Annotated in this window: 18 protein-coding genes and 1 tRNA gene; 9 read left to right on the top strand and 10 right to left on the bottom strand. The window is 60.8% G+C overall.

The annotated features are described in order from the left end of the window. Positions 1-12: 12 nt before the first annotated feature. The 5 genes from LMG28727_RS00215 to LMG28727_RS00195 form a co-directional block, all read right to left on the bottom strand. Complete coding sequence (locus tag LMG28727_RS00215; RefSeq protein ID WP_201640301.1) at positions 13-1,260, bottom strand: metal-dependent hydrolase family protein; 1,248 nt, start codon at positions 1,258-1,260, stop codon at positions 13-15. 61 nt (positions 1,261-1,321) lie between these two features. Continuing rightward, positions 1,322-2,629 carry an MFS transporter gene (locus LMG28727_RS00210; RefSeq protein ID WP_201640300.1) on the bottom strand — a complete coding sequence of 436 codons (1,308 nt, stop codon included), beginning with the start codon at positions 2,627-2,629 and terminating at the stop codon, positions 1,322-1,324. A gap of 180 nt (positions 2,630-2,809) precedes the next feature. Further along, positions 2,810-3,727 (bottom strand): LysR substrate-binding domain-containing protein, encoded by a 918-nt coding sequence (locus LMG28727_RS00205; RefSeq protein ID WP_201640299.1) that lies wholly within the window; start codon positions 3,725-3,727, stop codon positions 2,810-2,812. Between the two features lie 106 nt (positions 3,728-3,833). After that, positions 3,834-4,952, bottom strand: coding sequence for a DmpA family aminopeptidase (locus tag LMG28727_RS00200; protein ID WP_201640298.1), 1,119 nt, complete (start codon positions 4,950-4,952; stop codon positions 3,834-3,836). 17 nt (positions 4,953-4,969) lie between these two features. After that, positions 4,970-6,373: an APC family permease gene (locus LMG28727_RS00195; protein WP_201640297.1), complete on the bottom strand. Its 1,404-nt coding sequence runs from the start codon at positions 6,371-6,373 to the stop codon at positions 4,970-4,972. A gap of 119 nt (positions 6,374-6,492) precedes the next feature. Here LMG28727_RS00195 and LMG28727_RS00190 point away from each other — a divergent pair, with 119 nt between their 5' ends. After that, the gene (locus LMG28727_RS00190) at positions 6,493-7,299 is read left to right on the top strand and encodes a response regulator transcription factor (protein ID WP_201640296.1); all 807 of its coding nucleotides are present in this window, start codon (positions 6,493-6,495) and stop codon (positions 7,297-7,299) included. A gap of 86 nt (positions 7,300-7,385) precedes the next feature. Here the strand turns inward: LMG28727_RS00190 and LMG28727_RS00185 are convergent, their stop codons facing one another. The 5 genes from LMG28727_RS00185 to acs form a co-directional block, all read right to left on the bottom strand. Beyond that, the gene (locus tag LMG28727_RS00185) at positions 7,386-8,639 is read right to left on the bottom strand and encodes an MFS transporter (RefSeq protein WP_201640295.1); all 1,254 of its coding nucleotides are present in this window, start codon (positions 8,637-8,639) and stop codon (positions 7,386-7,388) included. Positions 8,640-8,962: 323 nt separating this feature from the next. After that, positions 8,963-9,053, bottom strand: a tRNA-Ser gene (locus tag LMG28727_RS00180). Between the two features lie 60 nt (positions 9,054-9,113). After that, on the bottom strand, positions 9,114-11,132 hold the full coding sequence (locus tag LMG28727_RS00175) for a sodium:solute symporter family protein (protein WP_201640294.1): 2,019 nt from the start codon (positions 11,130-11,132) through the stop codon (positions 9,114-9,116). A gap of 8 nt (positions 11,133-11,140) precedes the next feature. After that, complete coding sequence (locus LMG28727_RS00170; RefSeq protein WP_201640293.1) at positions 11,141-11,530, bottom strand: DUF4212 domain-containing protein; 390 nt, start codon at positions 11,528-11,530, stop codon at positions 11,141-11,143. A gap of 202 nt (positions 11,531-11,732) precedes the next feature. Next, the gene (gene acs / locus LMG28727_RS00165) at positions 11,733-13,715 is read right to left on the bottom strand and encodes an acetate--CoA ligase (RefSeq protein ID WP_201640292.1); all 1,983 of its coding nucleotides are present in this window, start codon (positions 13,713-13,715) and stop codon (positions 11,733-11,735) included. A 532-nt stretch (positions 13,716-14,247) separates the two neighbouring features. On the opposite strand from acs, the gene LMG28727_RS00160 reads away from it, so the two are divergent. From LMG28727_RS00160 to LMG28727_RS00130, 8 genes are all read left to right on the top strand, one after another. Then, entirely contained in the window at positions 14,248-15,141 is an 894-nt protein-coding gene (locus tag LMG28727_RS00160; RefSeq protein ID WP_201640291.1) for a DMT family transporter, read from the top strand. 356 nt (positions 15,142-15,497) lie between these two features. Further along, the gene (locus tag LMG28727_RS00155) at positions 15,498-16,067 is read left to right on the top strand and encodes a TIGR00645 family protein (protein WP_236591570.1); all 570 of its coding nucleotides are present in this window, start codon (positions 15,498-15,500) and stop codon (positions 16,065-16,067) included. 110 nt (positions 16,068-16,177) lie between these two features. Continuing rightward, positions 16,178-17,701, top strand: a complete 1,524-nt coding sequence (locus LMG28727_RS00150) for a fumarate hydratase (RefSeq protein ID WP_201640289.1) — start codon at positions 16,178-16,180, stop codon at positions 17,699-17,701. A 213-nt stretch (positions 17,702-17,914) separates the two neighbouring features. Beyond that, complete coding sequence (gene bfr / locus LMG28727_RS00145) at positions 17,915-18,394, top strand: bacterioferritin (RefSeq protein WP_201640288.1); 480 nt, start codon at positions 17,915-17,917, stop codon at positions 18,392-18,394. 31 nt (positions 18,395-18,425) lie between these two features. Beyond that, positions 18,426-18,560, top strand: coding sequence for a hypothetical protein (locus LMG28727_RS34480; RefSeq protein WP_268960417.1), 135 nt, complete (start codon positions 18,426-18,428; stop codon positions 18,558-18,560). Positions 18,561-18,578: 18 nt separating this feature from the next. Next, the gene (gene murI / locus LMG28727_RS00140) at positions 18,579-19,466 is read left to right on the top strand and encodes a glutamate racemase (RefSeq protein ID WP_201640287.1); all 888 of its coding nucleotides are present in this window, start codon (positions 18,579-18,581) and stop codon (positions 19,464-19,466) included. A 215-nt stretch (positions 19,467-19,681) separates the two neighbouring features. Continuing rightward, entirely contained in the window at positions 19,682-19,921 is a 240-nt protein-coding gene (locus tag LMG28727_RS00135; protein ID WP_201640286.1) for a (2Fe-2S)-binding protein, read from the top strand. Between the two features lie 263 nt (positions 19,922-20,184). After that, complete coding sequence (locus LMG28727_RS00130) at positions 20,185-20,922, top strand: energy transducer TonB (RefSeq protein ID WP_201640285.1); 738 nt, start codon at positions 20,185-20,187, stop codon at positions 20,920-20,922. Positions 20,923-20,925: the final 3 nt, after the last annotated feature.

The raw sequence follows: 20,925 nt of genomic DNA, 5'->3' as shown, positions 1-20,925 counted from the left end.
GGATTGATGCAATCAACGCGACGTGACTGCGCCCCGCTCGCTCACTACCTCGCCACGCTGCAACACATAAGTCAGACGCTCGCCCTGACCGGTCAGCACGCTGATGTCCTTGAGCGGATCACCGTCGACCACCAGCAAATCGGCAATCGCGCCCGCTTTGATCACGCCGAGCTTGCCATTCAGATTGACGATATCCGCCGCAATCGTGGTAGCGGAGCGCAACGCTTCCAGGTTGCCGAGCACGTCGGCGCGAATGCGCAACTCGTCGCTCTGGAACGTATGCATCTCGCCGAGCAGATCCGAACCGAAACCCATCGGCACGCCAGCGTTCGCGTAGATTTCGAGCGAGTCACGCCCTGCCTGCCGCACGGTTTCGATCTTCGCGATCGAGTCTGCCGGCAAGCCGTAATCCGCACCGTGTCTGGCGAGCGCGTCGTAAGTCACCAGCGTCGGGACGACGAATGCGCCGTGCTCATGCATCAGTTGCGCGGCTTCAGCGTCGACCAGGTTGCCGTGCTCGATGGTGCGCACACCGCAGCGAATCGCCCGCGAAATCGCGCGGCCCGTGTACGCATGCGCCATCACGTAAGTATTGGCCGCTTCTGCTTCGGCGACGATCGCGCGAATTTCGTCCTCGGAATACTGTGTGTTGCTGATCGGATCGGTTGGCGACGCGACGCCGCCTGACGCCATGATCTTGATCTGCGTCGCACCCTTCTGGATCTCTTCACGCACGGCGAGCCGCACCGCATCCACGCCGTCGACCACGCGCGCAATCGCGCCCGCGCGGAACGCACAGGAGCACGGCTCCAGCACGTCGCCGCGCGGCCGGAAATCGCCGTGACCGCCGGTCTGCGATAGCGCCTTACCGGATGGGAAAATCCGCGGGCCCGGAATCAGGCCGCTTTCGAGCGCCTGCGTCAAACCCCAATCCGCGCCGCCCGCATCGCGCACGCTGGTGAAACCACGGCCGAGCATCGCTTTAAGAATCGGCAATGCGCGAATCGCTGTGAGGATATTCGGCTGTGCCGCGTTGACACCGAGGTTCGCGCGCGAAGCCAGCACATGGACATGACAATCGATCAGACCCGGCATCACCGTCTTGCCGCGAGCGTCGATCACGCGTGCGTTCGGCAGGTCGACGGGACGATCGGTGAGTTCGACGATATGGCCGTTTTCTATCACGACATGATGGTGTTCCAGCAATGCACCCTGGGCCAGATCGAGTACGTTGCCGCCGCTGATTACCGTAATGCTCATTTGAATCTTCCTGACTGGATGAACGAATTCGTCCGGCGTGGAGCGTGCCGGACGCGCCTGCTCAAGCTCGGCGTTGACGCGGATCGCGTACGAAGAAAGTACCGCACAGGCTGATCGCCGCCGCGATCATCACGTAGATCGCCGGCGCCATGTTGCTGCCCGTCGACGCAATCAGCCACGTGATAAAGAACGGTGCGAAGCCGCCGAAAATCGTCACTGCAAAGTTGTACGCCACCGAGAGGCCGGTCGACAGAACTTTGGTCGGGAACAGTTCGGAGAACGCCGCGAGAATCGGCCCCGTATAGGTCGCGATCAGCAGGCCGAACACGCCCTGAAATACCATCAACGAAGCGAGACCAGGCGCGCTGTTGATATAGGCGAACATTGGCCATGCGAGCACGAGGATCAGTGCAGCCGCACCCGAAAGAAAGCGTCGCCGGCCGAAGCGGTCCGCCAGCATGCCCACCACCGGCGAGAAGCACATGATCATCGAGCCGCCGAACATGCCCGCGAGAAAACCGGTCGATTGCGGCAGATGCAACGTACGCACTGAATACGTCGGCATATAGAACAGCAGCACGTAGGTGCAAACGGTCCACAGAATGACCATCGAAAAGCTGGCAAACGTCTCGCGCGGAAAGCTGCGGAATACATCGGCAAGCGGTGAATCGTTTTTGGCCTCTTCGGCAACTGCGCTAAAGGCTGGCGTTTCGTCCATGCGGCTGCGAATGAAATAGCCGACCGGTCCAATCAGAATGCCGATCAGGAACGGCATTCTCCAGCCCCATGAGTGCAGCGACTCGGCACTCAGGCTGGCCGTCACGAACGTGCCGACCGCGGCGCCCAGCAGCACCGCAAAGCCGATACTCGATTGAATCCAGCTCGAATAGAACGCACGTTTGTCCGCTGGTGCATATTCGGTGAGGAAGGCCGTCGCGCTGCCCATTTCGCCGCCGGCGGAAAAGCCTTGCAGCAAGCGCGCGAGCACGATCAGTACCGGCGCCCACAGACCGATCTGGTCATAGGTCGGCGCGAGGCCGATCAGCGCTGTACCGGCTGCCATCAACAGAATGGTCAGCGAGAGCGCCGCTTTCCGGCCGACTTTATCTGCATAGACGCCCAGTACGATGCCGCCCACCGGCCGCATAAAAAAGCCCACACCGAAGGTGGCCACGGCCAGCAGCAGCGAAGTCAGTTCATTGCCGGTCGGGAAGAACAGCTTCGCGATGATGACCGCGAAGAAGCTGTACACCGTGAAGTCGAACCACTCGAGCCCATTGCCGAGCACGGTCGCAACAATGGCGCGGCGCCGCTGCCGCGCGAGCGTGTCCACGGAAAGCGGGACGGCGGATGAAAGCGTTCCTTGCATGGTCTCTTTCCTCATCTGGCTGCCTGTCGGGCAATTAGGTCGGCAACGCGCCACGCCGTGATCGAATGGCGCTTTCGCATGCATGACACTGATCGTAGAGAGACCTGATTTGTTTTCGAAACGAAAGATTCGCATGCATGCATGCGTGTAGCGCATGCGAACCTTATTTCCCGCATGGCGTCAGCCTGCCGCTCTACCCATCTGCTCGTCGGCCTGCTCGAACAGCCAGCGCGTGAACAGGCGCGCCGCCTGATTCTGCGAGCGGTCGTTCGGCGACACCACGTAATAGCCGCCGCCATGACTCGCCGACGCTTGTGTTGCCCGCACGAGCACCCCTTCGTTCAGGCAGGCGTCGATCATATGACGCCAGCCGAGCACGATGCCCTGCCCCAAAATCGCCATCTGCACGAGTTGCGGATAATGATTGACGACGACCGCTCGCGGCGACGCCGGCATCTGAACGTTGTTCAGACGGAACCATTCGGGCCATGACATCCATTGCCGTTGACCGTCTTCCTGCATCAGCAGGGTTTCGTGCGCAAGATCCGCTGGTTCCAGCACCCGACCACCGAGATATCCGGCTGAACACACCGGGTACACCTCTTCGTCGAAAATGCGACGTGCGGTGAAATGCGGTTCGGCGCGCTGACGGCTGTAGTACAACCCCACGTCGAATTCCGCGGGCGACAGTGATGCGAGCCCGTCACGCACGATCATTCTGATTTTCACATTCGGATGCGCGGCACGAAACGCGCCGAGTCGCGGTGTCAGCCACAACACCGCGACACCCGATGAACATGCGATCGTCAGTTCCAGATCGCCGTAGCGCTTCATCACGTCGAGTGTGGCTTCCGAGCACGTGGCGAGCAACCACTGCACATGTTTCGCGTACCCTTCGCCCGCAATCGTCAAACGTAATGCGCGGTGCTCACGCACGAACAGCGAGCGGCCCAGAAAGTCTTCGAGTTGTGCGATTTGCCGGCTCACGGCGCTTTGCGTCAGATGCAGCTCCGCAGCGGCTTTAGTGAAACTCGCATGGCGCACGGCCGATTCGAACGCGACCAGACATTGCAGCGGAGGTAAAGGAGCAATGCGCATGATGATATTGGCCGAGTGACGATGGCATCATCATAGCGGGTGCGAATCAACGCGAACCGGCGTGGATCGGCACGCGCACTTCTTCAACCGACGGGAATGGGCCCGCTCAGACCGGCATGCGGGTCGACCGCCAACCTGTTTCGTGAAGCGCCGACAATAATCGTGCAGCGCCGATCGCCTCCGCTCGCTCGCCTCGCGCGGTCATGTCGGTCGCAGCCAGCAGCGCGTTGACAATCGCTTCCTCGACCGCTTCAGCGGCGGCCATAAATAGCGCTGACATGTGATCGTTATTCACCATCGTGACGACGGTGCTGGATTTGCCAATCCGCGTGTAGTCCGTCACCGGCAAATTGGAATTGCCCACCGCAAACGCGACGAATATGTCGCCACTCCCGTCTTCCGTTCCGCCGCCCATCCTGGCAACGCCGACGCTGGCTCGCTGCGCGAGCCGCGTGCATTGATGCGGCAGCAACGGTGCGTCGGTCGCCAGCGTGACCGCGATCGATCCCATACCCGCTTCTCCCCGACGGCCACCCGCGGTATCGCGAAACGGCGAATGGATATCGCGCAGCACCTCCCCCACCGGATAGCCCGCGACACGCAACGCGTCCCGTCTGCCATAGTTCGCCTGCACCAACGCGCCCACCGTCCAGCCACCTTCAGCGGGTGGCAATACCCGCGACGCCGTGCCGATACCGCCCTTGAACTCGTGGCAGATCATTCCCGTGCCACCGCCGACGTTGCCCTCCATCACCCGCCCGCTTCTTGCGTCGGCTTGCGCACGGCGGACATGATCGACGGTAATGTGCTGCCCCCAGATATCGTTCAGGATTCCATCAAAGGTTTCCAGAACGACCGGCATGCACCAGTACACACTGTCTTTCACTTCGTTGCGTTCGGCCGCGATCAATGCATCTCGCACCGCACCCACGCTGTGTGTATTGGTGACCGCGATTGGCGTGGCGAGCCAGCCGGCTTCCCGGATCCATTCAAGACCGGCTGCATCGCCATTGCCATTCAGTACATGGCAGCCCGCAAAACACGGCTGACTGCGTGCAAGGCCTGCACGCGGCTCGATGATGGTCACGCCGGTATGCACCGACGCGTCGCCTGCCTCGATATTCAACGTGTGATGCCCGACGCGAACGCCGTCGACATCGGTAATCGAATTAAAGCGCCCTGGCATGCCGCGCCCGATACGCACGCCGAGTTCCCTGATACGCATTGCTCTATTCCTTCTGTTTAAATTTCATGAAACGTTGCGCTATGGCGCGCCCACACTGCGTACATCACCAACCCGAACAGCAGCAGCCCGCCAATGATGTACAGGTCCCGCGGCCCGCTCGCGGCGGCCAGCGTCGTGTACAGCGTGTATGACGCGCCAGAGATGGCCACCAGCGGCGGCAGAGGCCAGAACGGCATGCGATAGGGATGATCGACATCCCGTCTGATCATGCGGCTCAACAAGGCCGCCAATGCGACTGTGATGTAGATCACCAGCAGCAGATCAACCGTGAAAGCCGTCAATTGGTCGAGACTCGATACGAACAGCAGCAGGGTCGACGGAACCGCCATCACCAGCGTGGCAAGCCACGGCGAATCCAGTTTCGGATGGATGTGCGTAAAGGCGCGATTGCAGCCGCGCAGCCACAATGCATGACGCCCGCTGCTGTAGAGCAGACGTCCTATCTGAATCACCAGAGCGATGATGGCGTTGAACACCGACAGGAAAATGCCTGCGCTGACGACGCGCGTCATCTCGGGGCTGCCCAATTCGCCGATCACATAGCCAATCGGATCGGCGCTGTCTGACAGGTCGACCAATGACGGAGCGCCGATTACGATTGCCGTCAACGGAATCAACTCCACCAGCAGGATCGCCAGCAGCGAATAGATCACCGATCTGGCCACATTACGGTTGCCACCTTCCAGGTCTTCCGCCAGAAGGACCGCCGCGCCAAAGCCGTTGAAACAGAAAATCGCCGTACCGACTGCCGGAATCAGCATCGCAATAGTGGCTGGAATAAGCGTGCCGTTACTCGCCACTTCGGGTGTAATCAGCGCACTGATCGCGCGGTGCGGCGACGAGAATCCGAGATAGGCGATCAATACCAGAACCAGTACTTCTCCAGCCAGAAATGCCCCCGTAATCCACGCGTTAATCTTGATGTTCAACGTGCCGACGACATACCCCATCACGACGACGACAAGCGCTACCGACTCGTCGCTAAAGTTTGTGCCGAGTGCGTTGTTCAGATAATGCGCTGCGCCGCTCGCCAGCACGGCAGGAATGAATGCGCAGATCGCCAGCATAGCGATGAAAATGAGATAGCCTGGCAGCGCGCCAAACACGCGCTTCGCCATCACATATTCACCGCCCGCGCTGCGATGGGCCGCGCCCAATTCCGCATAGCAAAGCGCAAATGCCAACGCGAGCGTGCCACCCAGAATGAATGACATAACCGCTCCGCTGCCGGCCTGCTGGATCGCAACTGGCGCGATGACGAATAGAGAACTGGCAGGCGTGACGCCCGATACGGTGATCATCACGACATCCCACACGCCAAGCGACTGTTTCAGGGTGCGTGAGGTATCCGGCGTCAACGGCAGGTCCGGTGTTCTGGCCGAGAAATCCGTGGTTTGCATCGTGCTCTCCTTTGCAACGATTGGTTCGGCACTCATACTTGAACACCGTCGGCAAAGTGTAGGACTCCAACTTACATCGCGCCATTACCGATTAGGGTTACTCAACAGGATTCAGACGCATGAATAGTCGATTGTTCACGGAAATCGCAACCCATCACGCGCTCGCGCGCCTGATCGACAATCTCAATAAACCGAGGTTCTGGAAGAACCTGATTCTCTTTCTTAACGAAGTTATTCCTTTCGACAATGCACTCGCCTTGCAGGTCGTCGCGGACGGCACGCCCCATGTGTTTGCCGAGTACTGTCCAGCAGGAGCAGGGTCACCGTCACCCGTGCCGTTTTATCTGAATGGGCTCTATCTTCTGGACCCGTTCCTGCAATCCGCGCATGAAGGTCTGGCGGATGGTTTACATCGGCTGGAAGAAATTGCGCCTGATCTATTCCGGCAAAGCGAGTACTTTCTGACCTATTTCCGCGATGTGGTGGGAGAAGACGAAGTGCAACTGGTCGTCAATCAGACGACTATAAAAGGCACGGTCATGTTGTCGTTCGGCGCGAGAACGCGATTTCACCCCGACTCGATCGGGCGGCTAGCCGTGTGCACACCGTGGGTGATTTCGCTCATCAAACAGCATCTGACATGCATGAACACCCTCTCGAACGACAATTGCGATAATGGCGATCTGCCAGGACGGGTCCAACAGACACTCGCTGTATTTGGCGCCGAGTTGCTGTCCGACAGGGAGATGGAAATAGCGCGCCTGGTATTGCGGGGAAATTCATCGAAGGCAATTGCCGAACGGCTCGGAATTTCGCCGGAAACAGTGAAAGTGCACCGGCGAAATCTTTATAACAAGCTCGGCATTTCGACGCAGCCTGAATTATTTTCGTTGTTTATTCAGGCGTTGGAACACGAGATCAAATAGATCCCGGTCAAAAAAAACCGCTTCCAGATCTGGAAGCGGCTCATCTTCAATCGTCGATCAGATCTGGCACTCAGGATTGAGTCTGCTCATTTGGCCGGCGCCAGTTCTGGCTCTTTTTCCAGCGAACGGGTCAGCCGAAGTTCCGGAAATAACTTCATCCATAGCAATGCGACTGTGATCGTTGCGATACCGCCCACCAACACTGCGGGGCGTGCGCCCCACCACCCTGCGGTCACACCCGATTCGAATTCGCCCAATTGATTCGACGTCCCGATGAAAAGCGAATTGACCGCACTCACCCTGCCGAGCATTTCATCCGGCGTACGCAACTGTACGAGTGACAGACGCACGACCACACTGATGGTGTCGGACGCGCCCAGCACAATCAACGCAAGCAGCGACACGAAAAACTGATTCGACAGACCGAACACCAGTGTGGCTAGACCGAATGCAATCACGCCGCCGAACATCGCCGCGCCGGGCCGGTTACGCAACGGAAAATGCGCGAGCCAGATCGTGCCTGCAAGTGCACCAATGGCCGTGCCTGAGCGCAGCAGACCAAGACCCAACGGACCCGCGTGCAGGACGTCGCGCGCAAAAATGGGCAGCAATGCAGTCGCACCGCCGAACAGCACCGCGAAAAGATCGAGCGACAACGCACCGAGAATCACGGGCTCCTTGCGGATAAAGGCAATACCCGAGAACACCGATTCGAGCGTAACCGGTGCGCGAACGGCCGGTTTGGTCTGCAGCGGAATACTCCACACGGCCGCCGCAGCGGCGGCGAACGATAGCGCGCACGCGAGATAGACCGTGCCGGGGCCGATGCCGTAAAGCAGGCCGCCCAATGCAGGCCCCGCGATCTGCGCAGTCTGATTCGCGGACGTGGCCCATGCGGTCGCCTTGGGCAATTGCCCACGAGGCACGACGGCCGGCAGCAGCGAAGCGACTGCCGGCGATTCGAACGCGCGAGCCGCACCGACGCATGCTGCGAGCACATAGATGACTGGCGCACTGATCCAGCCACCGAACGTGCCGAACGCGAATAGCAACGCAGCGACGCTTTCGAGACTCTGACAGATGGCTGCGATGCGGCGGCGGTCGAATGTGTCGGCGACGTGGCCGACGACGAGCGTCAACGCGAACATCGGCAGAAACTGCGCTAGGCCCACGAGGCCAAGCGCGAACGCGCTATGAGTGAGCGCATAGATGTGCCAGCCCATGGCGACGGCGAGCATCTGGAATGACAGCGACGAGAAGATACGTGTGCACCAGAACCGCTGGAATGCGGGGTGTTTTGGCAAGCTGAAGGATTCGGAGCCGGTCGGGTCGGTGGACATGGTGTGAGTTCGTTACGGGGCTGGCCCAATGGCGCAAGTGGTCTCGATCGCCGTTAGGTGATGATGGGTGGTCATGCTGGCTTCAAACCCGAACTCGCAGTGAGGTTGTGCTGACTGGTTCAGCTGACGGCTTCGCGCGGGGTGTGTGGCACGCACTCTTCTTTCGCCGGTTCGGGGAGGAGCGGCAATTGTACGCAATCTGTTCGCGGTGGATGCTGGCGGGGATCGGAGCGGGTTCTGCCATCGACCGGATAGCCGTCTGCGGGGCGCCAAAACAAAAAGCCGTTGAATCCTAGTGGATTCAACGGCTTATCATTTGTTCTTGGCGGAGAGACGGGGATTCGAACCCCGGATAGGTTATTAACCTATACACGCTTTCCAGGCGTGCGACTTAAACCGCTCATCCATCTCTCCGGCGGGGAGCCGAATTATAGCAAACTTCGCGCCTTATGCCACACCCATCCGCAAAGCCGTCTAAGGATGCCGGATATAGTCGACCAATGCGATCGTATAAGCATCCGGTTTTCTGTCGATCAGACTCACCCCAATCGCCACCAGAAACCCCGCCGGCACGCCGAACACGCCTGAACTGATCGGCTCGATACCGAACCATCGGCCGCCGGCGAACCCCGTCATCTGCGTAAAGAACGGGTACGTCGAGACGATGTAATAGATGCACACCACCAGCCCCGCCACCATGCCGGCCACCGCGCCAAGCCGCGTCGTGCGCTTCCAGAACACGCCCAGCACCAGCACCGGAAACAGACTGGACGCCGCCAGTGAAAACGCCGCGCCCACCAGAAACAGAATATTCCCCGTATTCAACGACGCCACATACGACGCAAACAACGCCACGCCCAGCAGCAGGATCTTCGAGATCGTCACGCGCCGCTGACTCGACGCGCCCGGATCGACCATGTGGTAATACACGTCGTGCGATAACGCATTGGCGATCGTGAGCAGCAAACCATCCGCAGTGGAAAGCGCCGCGGCCAGCGCGCCTGCCGCAATCAACCCCGACATCACATACGGCAGCCCCGCGATTTCGGGCGCGGCGAGCACGACCATATCGGGCTGCATCTGAATCTCGCTCCAACGCACGATGCCATCGCCGTTGGTGTCGGCCAGACTGATCAGGCTCGGCTCGACCTTGCGCCATTGCGTCAGCCACTGCGGCAAATCCGAAAAATGATGGCCGACCAGGCTGGTCAGCATCTCGTACTTGATCAGCACGGCCAGCACCGGCACCGTCAGATAAAACAGCGCGACGAAGAAAAGCGTCCAGCCGACCGAGCGGCGCGCGGAGGCCACCGACGTCGTCGTGTTATAGCGCGTCAGGATATGCGGCAAGCTCGCGGTTCCCAACGACAGGCACAGCAGCAGCGAAAGAAAATTGCGCTCATGCGTGCGCCGGTCTTCGTCGCTGGTGGTGGGAAACGGTTCGTGCATCGGCACCGGCGCGGCCGCGCGCATCAGCATTTCATCGCGGCGTTGGGTCCAGACAATCTGCGCGGCAGCGGCGTCGCGGGGGAACTGTTCGAGCGCCCTCTCGCGTTCCTTGATGTCGCGCAATGGGCCGTTGTGGCGGCGTAGATCAGCGACCTCCTGCGTAAGACGCAGCTTCTCGTCGACGAACGATTGCGGCAACGTGTCGAGTCGCATCTGCATCAGCGTCGCGCGGCGTCGGTAATCGTCACGGACGGTCTGTTCGAGCGGTGCGTCGCGCACCTGTTTCTCGAGACTTTCCATGCGCTCCATCAATCGACCGTAGCTGAATTGCGGCACCCAGCCAAGGCCGTCTTTGTGCGCGATCATCGACACAGGTATCAGGATCGCGGCGATCAGGATGATGTACTGCGCGACCTGGGTCCACGTGACCGCGCGCATGCCGCCGAGAAACGAACACACCAGAATGCCCGCGAGTCCGCAGAAAATACCGACCGCGAAATCCACGCCGATAAAACGTGTTGCGATCAGCCCCACGCCCTGAATCTGCGCGACCAGATAAACGAACGAGCAAAGAATGGCGGCCAGGGCCGCGAGTCCGCGGACCGCGTTGCTCGAAAAACGCGTGCCGAGGAAATCGGGAATCGTGTAGCGCGCGAGCTTGCGCACATACGGCGCGAGCAGGAACGCGACGAGGCAATAGCCGCCGGTCCAGCCCATCAGATACGCGAGGCCGTCGTATCCGGTTGCATAGATCGAGCCGGCGAGACCAATGAACGACGCCGCCGACAACCAGTCGGCAGCGGTCGCCATGCCATTGAATGCGGACGGTACGCGCCGCCCCGCGACGTAGTATTCGACCAGATCGGACGTGCGCGACAGCAAGCCGATCACTGCATACACGGCGATCGGCACGAACAGGAACACATAGCCGATCCACACACCCGGACCGGTCGTGCGCTCGATGCGCCACATTACGTAAATGAAAAGCAGAAAGCCGAGCGTATAAAGCGCGTAAGAGCGGATGAGCCGATGCGTGAGCTTCATCGAGTGGCTCAGCGTCCGCGTTCGCGTTCGTTGGCGGGCACGCTGGCATCGGCTTGCCGACGCTCGTTGGCATCGGCATCGAAAGCGCGTTGCAGCCGACGGTCGGCTTGCTGCATCAGCACGATATACACGACGATCAACGCAAGGTACACGAGGATCGCGCCCTGTGCGCCGAAGTAGAACGGCAACCTGAAGCCGCCGACACGCACTTGCGACAACGCGGGCGCCATCAACGGCAACACGAACGAGACGACGAAGCCAAGCGCCATCAGCGCGGCGATCAGCACGAGGTTGAAGCGCCAGTAGGTCCGATGCGCGCGCGCCATCGCCGCCGAGACCGCAGGCGGTTCGGGCGCGGGGTTCAGCGTTGCATGAGAGGAGTGGTGCGGCGCGGTCATGCGCCTATGTATCAAAAAGCCACCGCGCAGGCAATCGGGATTGACCGCGCGGTGGCTTGGGCGACGTGATTCTTATGGTGCGAGGAAGAGGGCTCGAACCCCTACGCCCTCGCGGGCGTCAGGCTGGAGATCAGGTCGCAAACGTATGGCGCGACACGCTTCGACCTGACACCTGCCCCATGAGACCGGGCAAAGTCGAACCTCAGAGCGACTCGCCAAGCTGATCGAGAATCGCCGGGTTCTCCAGCGTGGACACGTCCTGGGTAATCGCCTCGCCCTTCGCAAGCGAGCGCAACAGGCGGCGCATGATCTTGCCCGAACGCGTCTTCGGCAGATTCTCGCCAAAGCGGATGTCCTTCGGTTTGGCGATCGGTCCGATCTCCTTGCCGACCCAGTTGCGCAGTTCGTTGGCGAGCTTCACCGCTTCTTCGCCTTCCGGACGCGCGCGCTTCAGCACGACGAACGCACAGACCGCTTCGCCGGTCGTCGCATCGGGACGGCCCACCACGGCGGCCTCGGCGACGAGCGGATTCGACACCAGCGCCGACTCGATCTCCATCGTGCCGAGCCGGTGGCCCGACACGTTGAGCACGTCGTCGATCCGGCCCATGATCGTGAAGTAGCCGGTTTCCTTGTCGCGCACCGCGCCGTCGCCGGCGAGATACAGCGTGCCGCCGAGTTCTTCGGGGAAGTAGCTCTTCTTGTAGCGCTCGGGGTCGCCCCACACATTACGCAACATCGACGGCCACGGACGCTTCACGACCAGAATGCCGCCCTGCCCGTTCGGCACGTCCTGCCCGGTTTCGTCGACGACCGCGGCCATGATGCCCGGCAGCGGCAGCGTGCACGAACCCGGCACCAGCGGCGTGGCGCCCGGCAGCGGCGTGATCATGTGACCGCCGGTTTCGGTTTGCCACCACGTATCGACGATCGGGCAACGGCCGCCGCCCACATTCTCGTGATACCAGATCCACGCTTCCGGATTGATCGGCTCGCCGACCGTGCCGATGATGCGCAGTGTCGACAGGTCATAGCTCTTCGGATGCACTTTCGGATCGGCGTCGGCGGACTTGATCAGCGAGCGGATTGCCGTGGGCGCCGTATAGAACAGCGAGACCTTGTGCTTCGCGATCATGTCCCAGAAGCGGCCCGCGTTCGGGTAGGTCGGCACGCCTTCGAACACGACCTGGGTGCCGCCGAGCGCCAGCGGACCATACGTGATATAGCTATGCCCGGTAATCCAGCCGATGTCGGCGGTGCACCAGAACACGTCGGCGGGCTTCCAGTCGAAGGTCCACTTCAGCGTCTGCGCGGCCCACAAAAGATAGCCGCCCGTGCTGTGCTGCACGCCCTTCGGCTTGCCGGTCGACCCCGACGTATAGAGGATGAACAGCGGATGCTCCGCGCCGACCCACTCGGGCGCGCATTGATCCGACTCGGCCTGGGTGAGCTCATGCATCCACAGATCGCGGGCGTCGTTCCATGCGACCTTGCCGCCCGTACGCTGATAAACGATCACGCTCGTGACCGCTTCGCAGCCGCCCATGGCGAGCGCTTCGTCGGCGATGTTCTTCAGCGGCAGCGCTTTGCCGCCGCGCATCTGTTCGTCCGACGTGACGAGCGCGACCGCGCCCACGTCGACCAGTCGTTCGTTGAGCGACTTCGACGAGAAGCCGCCGAACACGACCGAATGCGTCGCGCCGATCCGCGCGCAAGCCTGCATGGCGACGATGCCTTCAATCGACATCGGCATATAGATCACCACGCGGTCGCCCTTCTTCACGCCGCGCTTTTTCAACGCGTTCGCGAAACGCGACACCCGTTGCAGCAGATCCTGATAGGTGACGTTGGTGACGGTGCCGTCGTCGGCTTCGAAGACGATCGCCACGCGCTCGCCGTTACCCGCTTCGACATGACGGTCGATGCTGTTATACGACGCGTTCAGCCGACCGTCTTCGAACCACGTATAGAACGGTGCTTTCGATTCGTCGAGCACCTTGGTGAAAGGCGTGTTCCAGCTCAGCGTTTCGCGGGCGAGACGCCCCCAGAAACCTTCGTAATCGCGCTCCGCTTCAGCGGCGAGCGCCCGGTATGCGTCCATGCCGGAGATCGCTGCGCCAGCCGCTGCTTCAGCGGAGGGCGGGAAAACACGGCGTTCCTGAAGAACCGATTCAATCGCAGACATCGACAACCCCTTGGTGAAGATGAAACGTCAATCCATGCCGACGCGCGTATCGCGCGTCATGTCTTGCTACGTTGTTCAAGCCGCTCTCGACTACACGACCATGCACGATGCACGCGGCGCGCTGCCCCGACCGTCGATCACCGATCGTCGCGGCACGGCACCGCTCGCTCGTCGGTACGGCACGCTCATGCGGCATTGCAACATGAAAAGGTGCGCGACGAACTGTGTCGCCTGGGCTTAAACATAAGCGCTGCAACTTACCGGCCACTTACGCGAGCGGCCCGGACTGGCAAGCGAAAACCCTTAGAGCGCGAACCGACTGCACACCATGCAAGCCGAGACGCCGAATGCATGGCGCGCATGCTACGCGTTACCGCGCATTCATGGAGTCGAACTAGCAGATCGGCATGTCGAACCCGCTTGCGCCGCGCGCATCCTGCATGCCGCCCTGTCATGCAGCCAGCCACCCTTCTTTACGCTGGCTCACACGGCCTCTTACAATGCTAACTGAACTAGCCGTCTGGATTCCAGCTTGAATCGCTACTCCCTGCTTCTCATTACGTCGATGCTGCTGGTCGGCAGCAATGTCGGTATCGGCAAATCGATCGTCGAATTCGTCCCTGTTCCTCTATTTGCGCTGCTGCGTTTCGTGATCGCGATGGCGGTATTGTGGCCACTGCTGCGCATGGCCAAATTGCGCCGCGTCAAACGCGGCGAATGGGTCAATCTGTTTTTGCAGGCGCTGTTCGGCACTTTCGGGTTTACGCTGCTGATGCTCAACGGCGTGCACCGCACGAGCGCCGTCGCGGCCGGCGTGATCACCAGTACGATCCCGGCGGTCGTGGCGCTGCTGTCGTGGCTGATCCTCAAGGAGCGTCCGAACGGACGCGCGCTCGCGTCGATCGCCCTGGCTATCGTCGGCGTCGTCGTGATCAACCTCGTGCACGTGGCAGAGAACGCGGGTGGCGAGACGTCGCTCGCCGGCAATCTGATGGTGCTCGGCGCGGTGTGCTGCGAATCGCTCTATATCATTCTGTCGCGCCGTCTCACGCAAACGCTCGAGCCGATCGACATCTGCGCGTACACGCATCTGTTCGGCCTGCTGCTGATGCTGCCGTTCGGCGCCGGCGCGCTCGCGCACTTCGACTATCGCGCGGTGCCGCTCAGCGTGTGGACGCTGGTGCTGTGGTACGGACTGTCGGCCAGCATCTTTTCGTTCTGGCTATGGATGAAGGGCATCCGTCATGTGCCGGGCAGTCTCGCGGGGGTCTTCAGCGCCGTGCTGCCGGTGGCCGCGGCGATCTATGGCATTGCGTTTCTCGGCGAGCGGCCAACCCTCGCGCACGGCTTCGCGCTCGCCTGCGTGATCGCGGGGATTGGCCTCGCCAGCCTGAAGCCAAAGCGGGTGCCGCCGGTCGCGTCCTGACCGGAACGCCGCGCGCGAGGCTCGTGAACCGTGGCGCGGCGGCGCCGATCTCCGGCGCCACGGGCTGACACCGCGCACGCGGCTGCTCAAGCGTCTATCCGTCACCCTGCCCGCCGCGCCGCAGCAAACCGACCCGACGCTGTACAATAGCGCGCCTGACGCGAGCTTTTCCGGCCTCTCCTGGCTGTGCACCGCGCCGTCGGCGCCTGGTTTTGCGTGCCCGATTCCTGTGCAGCGCCCGCTCAACGGCCCGCACCTCGAGTCCGCGCATCTGGTCCCTGTTCCGTCAACCGCGTTTCATCTGACTCTTGCCTATGTCCGCTTCGCGACCCGACTCTCTCCGTCAGCGCCGCCCGATGCGTCCGCTGCCCGCCATCATTTTCATGAGCCGCTGGCTGCAGGTGCCGTTCTATCTCGGCCTGATCGTCGCGCAAGGCGTGTACGTCGTGCTGTTTCTGAAAGAGGTCTGGCATCTCATCACGGCCTCGATGACGCTCGACGAAACCAACATCATGCTGGTCGTGCTCAGCCTGATCGATGTGGTGATGATCTCGAACCTGCTGATCATGGTGATCATCGGCGGGTATGAAACGTTTGTGTCGCGGCTGGGCGTGGAAGGTCATCCGGACGAGCCGGAATGGCTCGACCACGTGAATGCCGGCGTGCTCAAAGTCAAACTGTCGATGGCGCTGATCAGCATCTCGTCCATCCATCTGCTGAAGACCTTCATCAGCCCCGACCAGAACTCGACACATACCATCATGTGGCAGGTGATCATTCACGTCGCGTTCCTCGTGTCGGCGCTCGTGATGGCAGTGGTCGACCGCCTCACCACGCATACGCATCCCAAGCATTTTGAAGAGCCGGCCATGTTGCACGCCGTCGGCTCGGCTAAAGGTTCGACTCCAATGAAGGCGCACGACTGACCGCGCCCGACTGCGATTCAGACATTACAAGTTTCCATCCCTAAGGCGCGCAACCGACCGCACTGCATCGTGATCGGAATAGAAGCGCCGTTGTCCCCACTGAGCTAGCTATGACCGTCATCAAACAGGAAGATCTGATTCAGAGCATTGCTGATTCGCTTCAGTACATCAGCTATTACCACCCGCTCGATTACATCCAGGCACTCGGCCGCGCGTACGAACTCGAACAGAGCCCGGCCGCGAAAGACGCCATCGCCCAGATTCTCACCAACAGCCGTATGTGCGCCGAAGGCAAGCGCCCGATCTGCCAGGACACCGGCATCGTCACGGTGTTCGTGAAGGTCGGCATGGACGTGCGTTGGGACGGTGCGACGATGGGCGTTACCGAGATGATCAACGAAGGCGTGCGCCGTGGTTACCTGAACCCGGACAACGTGCTGCGCGCGTCGATCGTGAGCCCGCCCGAAGGCGCGCGCAAGAACACGAAAGACAACACGCCGGCCGTGATCCACTACGAGATCGTGCCGGGCAACACCGTCGACGTGCAGGTTGCAGCCAAGGGCGGCGGCTCGGAAAACAAGTCGAAGTTCGCGATGCTGAATCCGTCGGATTCGATCGTCGACTGGATTCTGAAGACCGTGCCGACCATGGGCGCAGGCTGGTGCCCACCGGGCATGCTCGGCATCGGCATCGGCGGTACCGCTGAAAAAGCGATGGTGATGGCCAAGGAATCGCTGATGGACCCGATCGACATTCAGGATGTGATCGCACGCGGCCCGCAAGACTGGATCGAAGAATTGCGCGTTGAATTGCATGAGAAGGTCAACGCGCTCGGCATCGGCGCGCAAGGTCTCGGTGGTCTCGCTACCGTGCTCGACGTGAAGATCATGGCCGCCCCGACGCACGCTGCGTCCAAGCCGATCGCGATCATCCCGAACTGCGCGGCAACGCGCCATGCGCACTTCACGCTGGATGGTTCGGGTGTCGCGAAGCTGGAAGCGCCGTCGCTCGACGCATGGCCGAAAGTGCAGTGGGAACCGGACACGGAAAAGAGCCAGCGCGTCGATCTGAACACGCTGACGCCGGAACAGGTTGCGTCCTGGACGCCGGGCCAGACGCTGCTGCTGTCGGGCAAGATGTTGACGGGCCGCGACGCGGCGCACAAGCGCATCGCCGATATGCTCGCCAAGGGCGAAAAGCTGCCGGTGGACTTCACCAACCGCGTGATTTACTACGTCGGCCCGGTCGACCCTGTTCGTGATGAAGCAGTGGGTCCCGCAGGCCCGACCACGGCTACCCGCATGGACAAATTCACCGAGACGATGCTGTCGCAAACCGGCCTCATCTCGATGATCGGCAAAGCGGAACGCGGTCCCGTTGCAATCGAAGCCATCAAGAAACACAAGGCGGCTTATCTGATGGCGGTGGGTGGCGCAGCGTATCTGGTGTCGAAAGCGATTCGCAGCGCAAAGGTTCTCGCGTTCGAAGACCTCGGCATGGAAGCCATTTACGAGTTCGACGTCCAGGATATGCCGGTCACGGTGGCGGTCGATTCGACCGGTACGTCGGTGCATCAGACCGGCCCGAAAGAATGGCAGGCAAAGATTGGCAAGATTCCAGTCGCAACGGTTTGATCGCCAGATTGACCGATAGTCAGATCAACTGAAAATAGAAACCGGGGCCTCGTGCCCCGGTTTTTTTATGACGAAATGAGAACAATAAGCATCACGCAAAAAAACCTTCAAAATCAAGCCCAAAACTGCATTTTTGGCTTGGCTTTTTGAGCTTCGCCGTTTATTGTTCTGGAAAATTGGAAACCACCATAGAAACCCCTAAAAGGACACACCATGCAAGGCGATACAAAGGTCATCGAATATCTGAACGCCCAGTTGAAAAACGAACTGACCGCCATTAACCAGTATTTCCTGCATGCGCGCATGTACCGGCATTGGGGCCTTGAAAAACTCGGTAAGCATGAATACGACGAATCGATCGGCGAAATGAAGCATGCCGACTGGTTGATCGAACGTATTTTCATGCTCGACGGCCTGCCCAATCTGCAAGATCTGCACAAGCTGCTGATCGGCGAAGAGACCAAAGAGATTCTCGAATGCGATCTGAAGCTTGAACAGATTTCGCAGAGCACGTGTAAAGAAGCCATCGTGCATTGCGAATCGGTTCGCGACTTCATCTCGCGCGAAATCTTCACGAAGATTCTCGACGACACCGAAGAACACATCGACTGGCTTGAAACGCAGATCGACCTGATCGGCAAGATCGGAATCCAGAACTACCAGCAATCGGCAATGGGCGGCATCGAGTCCTGATCGGGCCACGCTGCAATACACCGCAACGCTCATGAATCAACTCATGCGTTCGCTCAAATGCCACGGCCTCTGCCGTGGCATTTTTTTCGCCTTCACCCTGACCCGCGCCGCGCTGACGATATACTTGCGCATCCTGTTTTCCCGACTCTCCTTCGAGCGCGCGTAACGCGCGTGATCGCCGCTTATGCCCGAATCATCGCCGACCCTTACCGTCAGCACGCTCACCCCAAGTGACGCTTCGCGCGCACCGGTTGGCATTTTCGATTCGGGTCTCGGCGGTTTATCGGTACTGCGGGCGGTCAGGGCGCAATTGCCCGACGAAGCACTGCTCTACGTCGCCGACTCGCTGTACGCCCCGTATGGCGAGCGCGACGACGACTTCATCACCGACCGCACGCTCGCCATCGGCGAATGGCTGGTGAAGCAAGGGGCAAAGGCGTTGGTGGTGGCCTGCAACACGGCGACCGCCCAATCCATTGCCCAGGTTCGCGAAAAGCTGACTATTCCGCTGGTCGGCGTAGAACCTGGCGTCAAACCTGCCGCGTTGCAATCGAAAACTCGCGTCGCCGGCGTGCTTGCCACGCAAGTGACGCTGCGCAGCGCGCGCTTTCAGGGGCTGCTCGAACGCTACGCCGCCGATTGCCGCTTTTTATGCCAGCCGGGTCACGGGCTCGTCCAGGCGGTGGAGCGTTGCGATATCAGCTCGGCCGAACTGCGCGCGCTGCTGCGCAGCTACCTTCAGCCGATGCTCGACGCGGGCGCCGACACGCTCGTGCTCGGCTGCACGCACTATCCCTTTTTCGATGCGGCGATTCGCGATATCGTCGGCGACCGGCTCACACTGATCGACACCAGCGTGGCGATCGCCCGCCAGCTCGAACGCGTGCTGGATCAACACGGCCTGCGCGCTGCGCCGGACAACGCGGCCGCTGTTCCGCCCCGTTTTTATTCGACCGGCGACGGCCGCCATCAGCAGCAACTGGCCGCCACCCTCCTCCATATAGACACCTATGTCGATACGGTGGTGATCCCTTCGCGCCGCACCGCTGCCCCGAACTCCCAAGCGGCATAGTCAGCGTCGCGCCTGTTGCCAGAGCGCCTCCGGGCGTATTTCTGCACACTTCTTGAGCGCTTCTGCCCGAGGCTGCGCGCCCCGCCAGAAGCCGCTGCGTAGACGAAACCCTTCTAAGAGTCTGGTTTTGTTACAAAAAATCATTCATGACGCTTGCCAAACGGCTCGAACAGAATGATAATAATTCGCATTAACGTTAGCTATGACGCCCTGCCATGATTGTCTGTGTCTGCAAGTCTGTTTCTGACCGAACGATCCGCTCATCGATTGCGGAAGGTGTCGATTCGTTCGACGAGCTTCAGTTTGAGCTGGGTGTCGCTTCCTGTTGTGGCAAGTGCGAGGAATCGGTGCGCGACGTGATGTTGCAAAGCGGCGTCTGCGCGAGCCGCTGTGGTGTGGACCATCATCAGACGCAAGCCGTACCGCTGACGTTTTACGAACTCAAGGCCGCCTGACGCATCATTTCGACGCGGCGCGAGCCGCGTCTGAACTGTCTGCCATTCATTCAACGGACCCGTTCGTTCGCTGTTCGTTTTATCCCACTGCCGTCAGCAAGCCAGTACCCGTACCAGCCAGCTACCCGCTCACCCGTTTAAAGGAGTTTGAGATGGAATTGCTGATTGGTTTCGTGACTACTTTGTTCATTTCGCTGCTGATCTTCCGAACATGACGATGTCTAGCTGGACGCGCTGCCTCGACAGCGCGTTGCCCCACTGAAATGCAGGCCTCGCATATCGCTTCTACCGGCGCTCCGCCGGCTTCATCCGTTCGAACGAATTCCCGCGCGCTAGCCGCGACCGCCATTGTTGCTGGGGTTCACGTTGCGTTGCTGGCCGTGATCATGACCTTGCGTCATGAGCCCCCGCAGGTTGCGCTCGAATCGCACGTGATGACGGCGCAATTGTTGCCGCCCGCGCCGCTTGCCGCGCCGGTCGCGATGCAATCCATCGCGCCACCGCCGCCCACGCCGACGCAGCCGGTTCACACGAAGCCCAAGGTTCAGCCGAAGCCGACCCCGAAACCCACGCCGACGCCCACGCCGTTGCATGAGGCTGCCGCGCCGTCGCCCACGCCAGTCGCAGCACCGGACCCGACGCCACCCGCGCCGGCTGCTCCGGTTGCGCCGCCAGCACCGGCCGCGCCCGCCATCGGCCGTCAGACAATGGACATCGCTGCGCCGAAGAACGTGTCGCACCTGGAATGCAATATCGCCAAGCCGGATTACCCGTCGCTATCAAAGCGTCGTGGTGAAACCGGCACCGCCTACGTGAAATTCGTGGTCGGCCTGACCGGCAAACTCGAAAGCATCGAGCTCAAAAAGAGCAGCGGCTTCAGCCGCCTCGACGACGCAGCGCTCGACGCCGTGCGCGCCAGTTCCTGCAAACCCTATCTTGAAAACGGCCAGCCGATTCGGGCCGCGTACAACCAGCCTTTCGCCTTCAGTCTGGACGACTGAAAC

It is taken from the genome of Paraburkholderia metrosideri, from assembly GCF_904848625.1.
In the GTDB taxonomy this organism is placed as follows: Bacteria; Pseudomonadota; Gammaproteobacteria; order Burkholderiales; family Burkholderiaceae; genus Paraburkholderia; species Paraburkholderia metrosideri.
The sequence above is the reverse complement of the archived record's forward strand: the minus strand, read 5'-3'. Positions and strand labels throughout refer to the sequence as shown.

What these genes read in the sequence shown, in the direction of transcription:
- LMG28727_RS00215 (WP_201640301.1), bottom strand. Translation starts at nt 1,260, where the DNA reads ATGAGCATTACGGTAATCAGCGGCGGCAACGTACTCGATCTGGCCCAG.
- LMG28727_RS00210 (WP_201640300.1), bottom strand. Translation starts at nt 2,629, where the DNA reads ATGCAAGGAACGCTTTCATCCGCCGTCCCGCTTTCCGTGGACACGCTC.
- LMG28727_RS00205 (WP_201640299.1), bottom strand. Translation starts at nt 3,727, where the DNA reads ATGCGCATTGCTCCTTTACCTCCGCTGCAATGTCTGGTCGCGTTCGAA.
- LMG28727_RS00200 (WP_201640298.1), bottom strand. Translation starts at nt 4,952, where the DNA reads ATGCGTATCAGGGAACTCGGCGTGCGTATCGGGCGCGGCATGCCAGGG.
- LMG28727_RS00195 (WP_201640297.1), bottom strand. Translation starts at nt 6,373, where the DNA reads ATGCAAACCACGGATTTCTCGGCCAGAACACCGGACCTGCCGTTGACG.
- LMG28727_RS00190 (WP_201640296.1), top strand. Translation starts at nt 6,493, where the DNA reads ATGAATAGTCGATTGTTCACGGAAATCGCAACCCATCACGCGCTCGCG.
- LMG28727_RS00185 (WP_201640295.1), bottom strand. Translation starts at nt 8,639, where the DNA reads ATGTCCACCGACCCGACCGGCTCCGAATCCTTCAGCTTGCCAAAACAC.
- LMG28727_RS00175 (WP_201640294.1), bottom strand. Translation starts at nt 11,132, where the DNA reads ATGAAGCTCACGCATCGGCTCATCCGCTCTTACGCGCTTTATACGCTC.
- LMG28727_RS00170 (WP_201640293.1), bottom strand. Translation starts at nt 11,530, where the DNA reads ATGACCGCGCCGCACCACTCCTCTCATGCAACGCTGAACCCCGCGCCC.
- acs (WP_201640292.1), bottom strand. Translation starts at nt 13,715, where the DNA reads ATGTCTGCGATTGAATCGGTTCTTCAGGAACGCCGTGTTTTCCCGCCC.
- LMG28727_RS00155 (WP_236591570.1), top strand. Translation starts at nt 15,498, where the DNA reads ATGCGTCCGCTGCCCGCCATCATTTTCATGAGCCGCTGGCTGCAGGTG.
- LMG28727_RS00150 (WP_201640289.1), top strand. Translation starts at nt 16,178, where the DNA reads ATGACCGTCATCAAACAGGAAGATCTGATTCAGAGCATTGCTGATTCG.
- bfr (WP_201640288.1), top strand. Translation starts at nt 17,915, where the DNA reads ATGCAAGGCGATACAAAGGTCATCGAATATCTGAACGCCCAGTTGAAA.
- LMG28727_RS34480 (WP_268960417.1), top strand. Translation starts at nt 18,426, where the DNA reads ATGAATCAACTCATGCGTTCGCTCAAATGCCACGGCCTCTGCCGTGGC.
- murI (WP_201640287.1), top strand. Translation starts at nt 18,579, where the DNA reads ATGCCCGAATCATCGCCGACCCTTACCGTCAGCACGCTCACCCCAAGT.
- LMG28727_RS00135 (WP_201640286.1), top strand. Translation starts at nt 19,682, where the DNA reads ATGATTGTCTGTGTCTGCAAGTCTGTTTCTGACCGAACGATCCGCTCA.
- LMG28727_RS00130 (WP_201640285.1), top strand. Translation starts at nt 20,185, where the DNA reads ATGCAGGCCTCGCATATCGCTTCTACCGGCGCTCCGCCGGCTTCATCC.